The following is an 8,161-nucleotide window of genomic DNA, read 5'->3' as shown; positions in this document are numbered from 1 at the left end:
GCCCGCCCGTGGTGGCGATCATGCTGGTCGACACGGCCACCGGCGCGCCGGTGGCGATCGATTACAACCGGCTTCTCGAGCGCGAGCGCAGAGCGGACGGCGCGCTCCGGGTCGAGTTGCGCATCCCCGAAACGACACCGCTACCCCCCGGTCGGATCCGTGCCCATGTGATGGCTGACCTCGCAGTGCTGGCTTCCGTGACGTTCTGAGGCCGCGCGTTCCGACTTATGGTTCTCACGGGTGCGTGCGGCGCGAAGAACTTTCAGGTGACTGAGGGGCAGTGCCCCACCGTTCGTGCCGAGTGGCCCCGGGAGGCGCTCGCGCGCCCCCTGTCGGGAAGAGACTGGGCATGAGATTCCAGGTCCCGTGCCGCAGGAGCGCCGTTTTCTCGGGCGGGTCGTGGTCATCGATGTACCCGACATCGAGGCGGCCGTTGGCCGGCAGCGGCTGCATCGGCTGTCGTTCTGGGATGCGCTCATCTTGCGCGCCGCGCAGCGGGGCGGCTGCGAGATGCTTTACACGGAAGATCTGCAGCACGGTGCGCTGCTGGCCGGCGTGCGCATCGAAAACCCCTTTTCTGCTGCGCCAGACGTCCCGGTTCGGCCGCGCGCCCGGAAACGTCGCCAGGGGTTCGCCGTCTCCTTGACATTACGGTGATCGCAACTTCCTGCAAGGCATAGCTGGCGTCCAGCGCCGGTGGCGAATGGGGGGCGTCCCGACAGATTGCGAATCGTGTTTGCAATCCGTCGATGCCCCGGTCATGCTGGCTGGCGCATGATCGAACGCGTGCTCCAGAACCACCTCGGCGATGTAGCGCGCCGCTATCCCGTCGTCACTCTCACCGGCCCACGGCAGTCCGGAAAGACGACCTTGTGCCGCACCGCCTTCCCCAGTAAGCCCTACGTTTCATTGGAAACGCCGGCGCAGCGTGAGTTTGCCCTGCGTGATCCCGTCGGTTTCCTGCAACAGTACCCGGCCGGCGTCATCCTGGACGAGATTCAACGCGCTCCAGATCTGCCGTCATACCTGCAAGCGATGGTCGACGACGATCCTCAACCAGGACGGTTCATCCTTACCGGGTCGCAGAACCTCGCCGTGACGCAGTCGGTCTCGCAATCGCTGGCTGGACGCACTGCTCTTCTCCAACTCCTGCCGCTGGCACTGGAAGAGTTGCGCCGCTTCGAGGCGGCGCCCAGCGCCCTGTTCGATGTGATCTGGACCGGCGGTTACCCGCGCATCCTGGATCGGCGGCTGCCCGCCGCCGAGTGGCTGGCAAGCTACACCGCAGCCTACGTCGAGCGTGACGTGCGCCAGATTCTAAAGATCGGCGATCTGCTTTCGTTCCAGACGTTCCTGCGGCTGACGGCCGGGCGGGTCGGCCAATTACTGAACCTCTCCTCTCTCGGTAACGACTGTGGCGTCACGCACATGACCGCCAGGAGTTGGATCTCGGTACTCGAGGCGAGCTTTTTGGTCTTTCGCCTGCCGCCGTTCCACCGCAACCTTGGCAAGCGCCTGGTCAAATCCCCCAAGCTTTATTTCTACGACACCGGCTTGCTCTGCCACTTGCTCGGTATCGAGAAGGCGGCGCAGCTTGCCACCCATCCGCTACGCGGCGCGATCTTCGAGAACTGGGTTATTGCCGAGATCGCCAAGTACTGGAGCAATCGCGGGCGAGTGCCCGCAATGTTCTTCTACCGCGATCAACGTGGCAACGAGCTCGACCTGTTGATCGAACACGGTGACGCCTGGAGTGCCGTCGAAATCAAATCGTCGGCAACTGCCGCCGCGCATTTCTACGATGCGCTGGATGCCTTCGGCGCCCTGGCCAGGCAGGCTCTCCGCCAGCCGATGCCCATCACCCCGCTTGTCGTCTACGGGGGCGCCGAAACGCAGCAACGCAGCCGGGGCACCCTGTTGTCCTGGGCCGACATCGACAGCTTCGCCTGGCTCCACCAGCTTCCTTCAGGCGCGGTGGCGAAGGAAAAGAGAGGAAGGGATTGACCCCCACTTTGTCGGTACGGGGAGACCAACCCTGAGTCATATGGCTCCAGCTCAATGCCCGAATTCTCGATTGCCTCGGCGAAAGTGGATGTCCTTCATTCCCGCTTGACGAATGACGCAGTATGCCGAACAAGCCGCTCGACCCGCGGCTCCGCGACCCCGCTCCCCAGCGCGGGTGAGCGGCAGGCCGTTCGGCTTGTTCCGCGGGTAGGGAAGACGTAGACATGCCGATGGGACCGGCACATGAAACCGAGGGTCTACGTTGAGACGAGCGTTGTCAGCTATCTCGTTGGGAGGAGAGGCGGCGACGTTATCCAGCTGTCTCACCAGACGATCACCGCGGCATGGTGGAGGGTGCGCGGTCGTTACTCGCTCTACGTCTCTGATCTTGTCCTTCAGGAGGCGGCTGCCGGTGATGCCAGCGCAGCGACACGCCGGCTTGCGGTGATTGAGCGGCTGCCGATCCTGCACGTCTCGGAGGAGGCGATCGATCTCGCCGGCGAGATTATGCAAGCGACCAGACTCCCCAAGAAGGCGAATGCCGATGCGCTCCACATTGCCCTGGCGGCCGCCCACGGAATGGACTACCTCGTCAGCTGGAATTGTCGACATATCGCCAACGTTCTGCTGCGTGGGAGAATCGAAGGTGCATGCCGTTCCGTCGGCGTTGAACCTCCGGCAATCTGCACACCGGAGGAAATCTTAGGAGACCAGAAGAGATGAAGCGCAAGATAACGATCCTTGACGAGATCCACGAGTATCGAGAACGCCTCGCCCGCGAACATGGATACGATCTTCGACGGATGGCCGAAGCTCTTCAGCAGCACGAGGCCATGCTCCGACGTAAGGTGGTCACGCTGCCGCCCAAGCGCTGCGAGCCGGTGCGGAAAGCATCCTGAGATCAGGCCGAACTCCGTCTTCGTTGCTATTGCCGGGATCGCTGTGCCGATCGACCGCCTCCGCTTCGCCGGGCGTTTTGCGCCGGGTGGGCAGGTGGCGCCGGGGGCGACCCTGTTTGCCGAGGTGCGCCCGCCCGGCCTCCGGGAGACGATCGAGGCGCTCGCGGTCGACGGCGCCGTCGAAGGACAGCCGCGGACGTGGTTCGGCGAAGTTTTGAAAAGGGGAGGTCTGTTCGATTTGTTGGGGGCTGCGGTGCGGACTCTGCCGGCGGTGGTGCGGTTCGTATCGCGTCGAGCCTGGGAGCCGCTCGGCCTGGTGAACGCGGAGGGCGAGATCGTCGCGGTGGGAACTTTCGGCATGGCGGCGTTGCCGGAGCGAGAGCTGGCGGTGCCGGCGGTGCATGTGCGGTCGATCGTGCCGGATGCAGCGGAGCGGCGAGTGGTTGCCGAAGTCGTTAGCGATGGGCCGGCGGAGCGCCCGCCCGTGGTGGCGATCATGCTGGTCGACACGGCCACCGGCGCGCCGGTGGCGATCGATTACAACCGGCTTCTCCAGCGCGAGCGCAGAGCGGACGGCGCGCTCCGGGTCGAGTTGCGCATCCCCGAAACGACACCGTTACCCCCCGGTCGGATCCGTGCCCATGTGATGGCTGACCTCGCAGTGCTGGCTGCCGTGACGTTCTGAGGCCGCGCGTCGCCCAAATTCTCGATTGCCTCGGCGAAAGATGAAGGCGAAGACGTGATCCGTAGCGCGTTTGACGCCATGGCCACATGAGGCCATAAGGTGGCCATGAAACACACCAACGTCTCCGGCTTGAAAGCCCGGCTGAGTGCGTATCTGGCGGACGTGCGCGGCGGCGAAACCGTCATTGTATGCGATCGCAACCACCCGATCGCTCAGATCGTCCCCGTCGACGGAGGTGCCGAGGACGATCTCCGCATCGAGCCCGCCAGGGGCCGCCTGCCAGCGCTTCGGGAGCTGCCGAGGATTCGCCTGCGCCGCAAAGTCGACGTGGTCGCGACGCTGCGCGAGAGCCGGGACCAGCGATGATCGTGTATCTCGACGCCAGTGTCGTGCTGCGCGCGGTCTTGCGCGAAGGCGTGCCGATCGAATCGTGGGGCCGTTGGAAAACCGCGTATGCGAGTGAGATGCTGGGGGTCGAGGCGCGGCGCGCAGTCGATCGCTTGCGGCTCACCGGCGCGCTCGATGACGCGGCGGTCGTCGCAGCGATTGCCACCCTCGCCCGCGTCGAGCGTGGCCTCCGGCACGTGGCACTGAGCCGGGCGGTGCTGCGCCGTGCGTCGTTGCCGATGGGTACCGTGGTGAAGACCCTGGACGCCCTGCACCTCGCCAGCGCCCTCTTGCTGCGCGAGCGGCAGCACATCGAACTGACCTTCGCCACCCACGATCGACAGCAGGCCACCGCGGCGCGGGCACTCGGGTTCGAATGCATCGGAGTGTAAGCCGGGGGCGGGAAAGGACCTTTCGACGCGAGCAACTCCGATGACGTGGAACGGTCCGACCCGCCCGCCCCACCGGCTGCTGTGGCGGAGGAGATCCTGCGGGGCCCCGCTTGATTCGAGATCGGAACTGTACAACAGACGCTGTGATCTCCAGTAGCGGCCCGCCGCCGGGTTGCGGTTCTGCAGGACCGCGGTCCGACCGGTGCCGGGTCGAGGATAGTTGGGGGGCCGATGCCTAACGAATCGGTTAGTCTCATGACGGGTTTCGCGTGCGGTACGCCCGCGGCCGTGCTGGCCGTTAGTCGGATCGTTACGGGGTTCCTGGTTCGGGCCCGCGCCCACGATATCGGCGATTCCTGGGACGATCTCCGGCAGGACGTGCTGGTGGCCCTCGTGATCGGTGTCCGCCAGGGCCGCCCCCGCGCGGGTGACGCCTTCATCGGGTATGTCGGTGCGGTGACGCGCAACAAGCTGGCGGACTGGTTCGACCGCCACCGCGGCAGGGGAGTCGACTGTCCACTCGCGGATGTGGCCGTCACGCCGCGCGACGACATCCGCCTCGACGTCCAGCGCGCCCTCGACGCCCTCGACCGTCGCGAACGTGCCGTAATCGAAGCCATCTACCTCGCCGGCTATTCGTACGAGGAGGCTGCCAGCCGGCTGGGCTTACCCCTCGGCACCCTGAAGCGCCTGCAGACCCGAGGCCTGCACGCGCTCCGTGCCCGGCTTCTGGTCAGTTCGCGCCGGGCCCCTCGGGAGCGCGCCGCCGCGGCCTGAGCCGACCCGGGGTTGTGGTCATCGACGTACCCGACATCGAGGCGGCCGTTGGCCTGCAGGAGCTGCATCGGCTGTCGTTCTGGGATGCGCTCATCTTGCGCGCCGCGCAGCGCGGCGGCTGCGAGATACTTTGCACGGAAGATCTGCAGCACGGTGCGCGGCTGGCCGGTGTGCGCATCGAAAACCCGTTTTCCGCTGCGCCAGACGTCCCGGTTCGGCCGCGCGCCCGGAAACGTCGCTAGCTTCCTTCGGGCGCGTTGGCGAAGGAAAAGAGAGGAAGGGATGGCCCCGGAAGACGCGGCGACAGGCCGATCTGTCGAATCCACTCCCGCCGCCGCCCTGCCGGCACCGTCACAAACGGCATCACCTCTTGGTGACGCTGTGACTGCCGCTGTTGACGATCCAGACGTAGCCGCCGTCGAAGGCGAGCCCACGCGGTTGGCTTCCTACGGCGAATGTGCCGAGGACGGTGCCGTCACTGGCGCGAAGCTTGGTCACCGTGCCGTCGTCCCGGTTGGACACCCAGACACTCTCGCCGTCGAATACGATATCTTGTGGATAATTGCCGACGGCAAAAGAGCCCTGAAACAGACCGTCACTCGCGCGTAGCCGCGTGACCTGATCTAGATTATTTTGCGAGATCCACATGTTCTCACCGTCGAACGCAATCCCGCCGGCCGTCGTAACTACCGAGGAGCCAACCACGACTCCGTCGCTGGCGCGAACTCTGATGACGTTATTTGAGTTCTGGTGGACGACCCAGATGTTCTGACCGTCGAATGCCAGCGCTTTGGGGCCCGTTTGGGTAGGGACTGTCGCGATCACTGTACCGTCGCTGGCGAGAATCTTCTTGAGACTGTTGGTGCTATACGCCGCAACCCACACGTGAGTCCCGTCGAAGGCCATTCCGTTCGCGTGCCCTCCGACCGATATCGTCGATAGGGTGGCTCCGTCACTGGCCCGGAGCTTGGTCACGCTGTCGCCGAAGAAGTTCGACACCCATACGTCGATGCCGTCGAAGACGAGATACCTGGGGCTACTGCCTGTGGCGTAGGTGCCCAACACCGTTCCGTCGCCTGCCCGGATCTTCGTGACGTTGTCGCTCGATTTATTCGCGACCCACATATTCTGTCCGTCGAAGGCGATCCCCTCCGGCCCAGAGCCAACGGCGATCGACGCACCGTTCTCGGCCGCCTCGTACCACCGGAGCAAGGCAACCTTCTGCGCCGATACGCCGGGTCCGGCAGTCGCCAGCGTCACCGAGCCGCCCAGAGCCACGGTGCCACCGCCGCTCAATCCCGGCCCGGCGGTGACGGTAAGCGTCGGGTTCGTCAGCTTGCCGTTGTCGATGGTCCCGTCGGCGATATCGGCTGCCGTTACGGTGCCGTCCTGAATCTTGTCCGAGGTCACCGCGTTCGTGCCCAGATCGGCGTTTAGAATCGATCCGTCGAGAACCTGCGTGCTGCCGACGGCGTCGGTGGCAAGCAGCGGGCTGGTGATGGTCCCTTGAACGATCTTCAGAAAGCCGAGGATCGAGCTGTTCGCGATGTCGGCGTTGCCGATCGACCCATCCGCGATGTGGGGCCCGGCGATCGCGTTGGTAGCGACCGTCTCCGCAAATAGTGCGTACGGGGTCGCGCTCAGTCGATGGCGTGGGCTGAGGGGCACGAAGCTGCCGCTGCCGGCGGGGCAGCGAGTGCCGATCTGAAGCCAACGGTCCTCGCCGGTGAACACCCCTGCACCGAAGTCGACCTCCACCGTGAACAGGCCTTCTGCAACCGGGACGCTGCTGGCGGTGAAGGCGGCGCCGACGGTATTGCCACCGACAGCAGCGTCGGCGAGGACGAACTCGATGTCACACGTGCCCGTGAACGGAGAACCGCTAACATCGATATGGCCCTGATAGGTGAAAGCCGTGTCGACCGCCCTGGCGGCGCCGCAACACAGCAGGGCGGCAAGGGTTACAGTCGACACGGCTCGAAGCGTGCGGCACATTCTCTTTCTCCTCGGGGGGATGGGGTCGGAACCTGGGAGCGGATTGCGGCCAGCGGTCATGGGCCTTCCTCGCCGGGGCTGCTCCGTCCGGTTCCGGCGGCAGCAGGCGTCCAGTTGCCCGTGCAGTCGCCGAGCAGGATCGCGGTGAAATCCTGGCCGGTCAGGGCGGTGTCGAGCGGTTCGTAGGCGAAGGCGCCGTTTTGGCACGTCCCGCCGGCGAGTTGCGGAAACGTGAGCTGTGGGGCGCCCGGGGCAGCGGGGTCCGGCGTGAACAGCCAGTCGCTCCCGCACATGGTGCTCGCGGGGAACGTCGAAATGACACCGACGACCAGCTGCATTATGCGCGCTGCGTCCAGAGCGCTAATGGAGCCGTTGCCCGTAACGTCGCAGGCGAGGGATTGCGCCGCTGACAGGCTGCGGAGGCCGACGACAGACTGCAAGACATAGCTGGCGTCGAGTGCGCTTACGCCCTGACGGCGATCGCCGATTTTGACGGGGCGGGCTTCCCAGGAGCCGCTGTCGAGGCCCGTCGCGGCGTACGTGCCGGCGCTGTCGGTGGATGCCGACACCGCAGTGGCGCCGGACAAACTGACCGTCACGCCCGGAACGGCGCGGTCTGCGTTGTAGTATCGAACGCTTCCGCTGACAGAGCTGCCCGGGGGTGCAGCCCCGTCGGCGATCCAGAAGCCGCCGGTAAGGGCCACGTTGTCGCCGGCGAAGACCCCGGCATGGGGTTGCGCGGCGGTTCCACCCAGACGGTGGGTTCCCCCGCTGCCGAAAGTGACGCCGCCGCCGGCGATCGTCGCTCTGGAGATGCGGTACGGCCCGCCGCTTTGAGCGAAGGCACGATCGAGGTCGGGCTCGCCGAGTACGGCGCCGAGCGCGAGGCCGACGATAAGCACGGGGCCAAGGAGCCGTCTGCGACACGCGCGGGCCCCCGACAGCCGCGGGCGAGATCTGTGCACCGATGCCATTAACTAGTAAGTCGCCGGTTACGGAAAATCGGATCGGGAAACGTCTTC

Annotated in this window: 12 protein-coding genes; 10 read left to right on the top strand and 2 right to left on the bottom strand. The window is 65.6% G+C overall.

The window, feature by feature from the left end; translation table 11 throughout:
• The 10 genes from L6Q96_20525 to L6Q96_20480 form a co-directional block, all read left to right on the top strand.
• Positions 1–209 (top strand): hypothetical protein (locus L6Q96_20525; protein ID MCK6556936.1); only part of this gene is annotated, 209 nt, incomplete at its 5' end.
• A 157-nt stretch (positions 210–366) separates the two neighbouring features.
• Positions 367–657, top strand: coding sequence for a hypothetical protein (locus L6Q96_20520; protein ID MCK6556935.1), 291 nt, complete (start codon positions 367–369; stop codon positions 655–657).
• A gap of 213 nt (positions 658–870) precedes the next feature.
• Positions 871–2,004, top strand: a complete 1,134-nt coding sequence (locus L6Q96_20515) for an ATP-binding protein (protein ID MCK6556934.1) — start codon at positions 871–873, stop codon at positions 2,002–2,004.
• Positions 2,005–2,247: 243 nt separating this feature from the next.
• Positions 2,248–2,727, top strand: a complete 480-nt coding sequence (locus tag L6Q96_20510) for a PIN domain-containing protein (protein MCK6556933.1) — start codon at positions 2,248–2,250, stop codon at positions 2,725–2,727.
• Entirely contained in the window at positions 2,724–2,903 is a 180-nt protein-coding gene (locus L6Q96_20505) for a hypothetical protein (GenBank protein ID MCK6556932.1), read from the top strand. Before L6Q96_20510 ends, L6Q96_20505 begins: the two co-directional genes overlap by 4 nt.
• A 43-nt stretch (positions 2,904–2,946) precedes the next feature.
• Positions 2,947–3,588: a hypothetical protein gene (locus L6Q96_20500; protein ID MCK6556931.1), complete on the top strand. Its 642-nt coding sequence runs from the start codon at positions 2,947–2,949 to the stop codon at positions 3,586–3,588.
• Positions 3,589–3,693: 105 nt separating this feature from the next.
• Entirely contained in the window at positions 3,694–3,954 is a 261-nt protein-coding gene (locus tag L6Q96_20495) for a type II toxin-antitoxin system Phd/YefM family antitoxin (GenBank protein ID MCK6556930.1), read from the top strand.
• Positions 3,951–4,367 (top strand): hypothetical protein, encoded by a 417-nt coding sequence (locus L6Q96_20490; protein ID MCK6556929.1) that lies wholly within the window; start codon positions 3,951–3,953, stop codon positions 4,365–4,367. Before L6Q96_20495 ends, L6Q96_20490 begins: the two co-directional genes overlap by 4 nt.
• Positions 4,368–4,622: 255 nt before the next feature.
• Complete coding sequence (locus L6Q96_20485; GenBank protein MCK6556928.1) at positions 4,623–5,144, top strand: RNA polymerase sigma factor; 522 nt, start codon at positions 4,623–4,625, stop codon at positions 5,142–5,144.
• A gap of 14 nt (positions 5,145–5,158) precedes the next feature.
• Positions 5,159–5,386 carry a hypothetical protein gene (locus tag L6Q96_20480; GenBank protein ID MCK6556927.1) on the top strand — a complete coding sequence of 76 codons (228 nt, stop codon included), beginning with the start codon at positions 5,159–5,161 and terminating at the stop codon, positions 5,384–5,386.
• Positions 5,387–5,507: 121 nt separating this feature from the next.
• Here the strand turns inward: L6Q96_20480 and L6Q96_20475 are convergent, their stop codons facing one another.
• The gene (locus tag L6Q96_20475; protein ID MCK6556926.1) at positions 5,508–7,139 is read right to left on the bottom strand and encodes a hypothetical protein; all 1,632 of its coding nucleotides are present in this window, start codon (positions 7,137–7,139) and stop codon (positions 5,508–5,510) included.
• 56 nt (positions 7,140–7,195) lie between these two features.
• The gene (locus L6Q96_20470; protein ID MCK6556925.1) at positions 7,196–8,041 is read right to left on the bottom strand and encodes a dockerin type I domain-containing protein; all 846 of its coding nucleotides are present in this window, start codon (positions 8,039–8,041) and stop codon (positions 7,196–7,198) included.
• Between the last annotated feature and the right edge of the window lie 120 nt (positions 8,042–8,161).

Source organism: Candidatus Binatia bacterium, assembly GCA_023150935.1.
Classification (GTDB): Bacteria; Desulfobacterota; Binatia; order HRBIN30; family HRBIN30; genus JAKLJW01.
The sequence above is the reverse complement of the archived record's forward strand: the minus strand, read 5'-3'. Positions and strand labels throughout refer to the sequence as shown.

What these genes read in the sequence shown, in the direction of transcription:
- L6Q96_20510 (MCK6556933.1), top strand. Translation starts at nt 2,248, where the DNA reads ATGAAACCGAGGGTCTACGTTGAGACGAGCGTTGTCAGCTATCTCGTT.
- L6Q96_20505 (MCK6556932.1), top strand. Translation starts at nt 2,724, where the DNA reads ATGAAGCGCAAGATAACGATCCTTGACGAGATCCACGAGTATCGAGAA.
- L6Q96_20495 (MCK6556930.1), top strand. Translation starts at nt 3,694, where the DNA reads ATGAAACACACCAACGTCTCCGGCTTGAAAGCCCGGCTGAGTGCGTAT.
- L6Q96_20490 (MCK6556929.1), top strand. Translation starts at nt 3,951, where the DNA reads ATGATCGTGTATCTCGACGCCAGTGTCGTGCTGCGCGCGGTCTTGCGC.
- L6Q96_20485 (MCK6556928.1), top strand. Translation starts at nt 4,623, where the DNA reads ATGACGGGTTTCGCGTGCGGTACGCCCGCGGCCGTGCTGGCCGTTAGT.
- L6Q96_20475 (MCK6556926.1), bottom strand. Translation starts at nt 7,139, where the DNA reads ATGTGCCGCACGCTTCGAGCCGTGTCGACTGTAACCCTTGCCGCCCTG.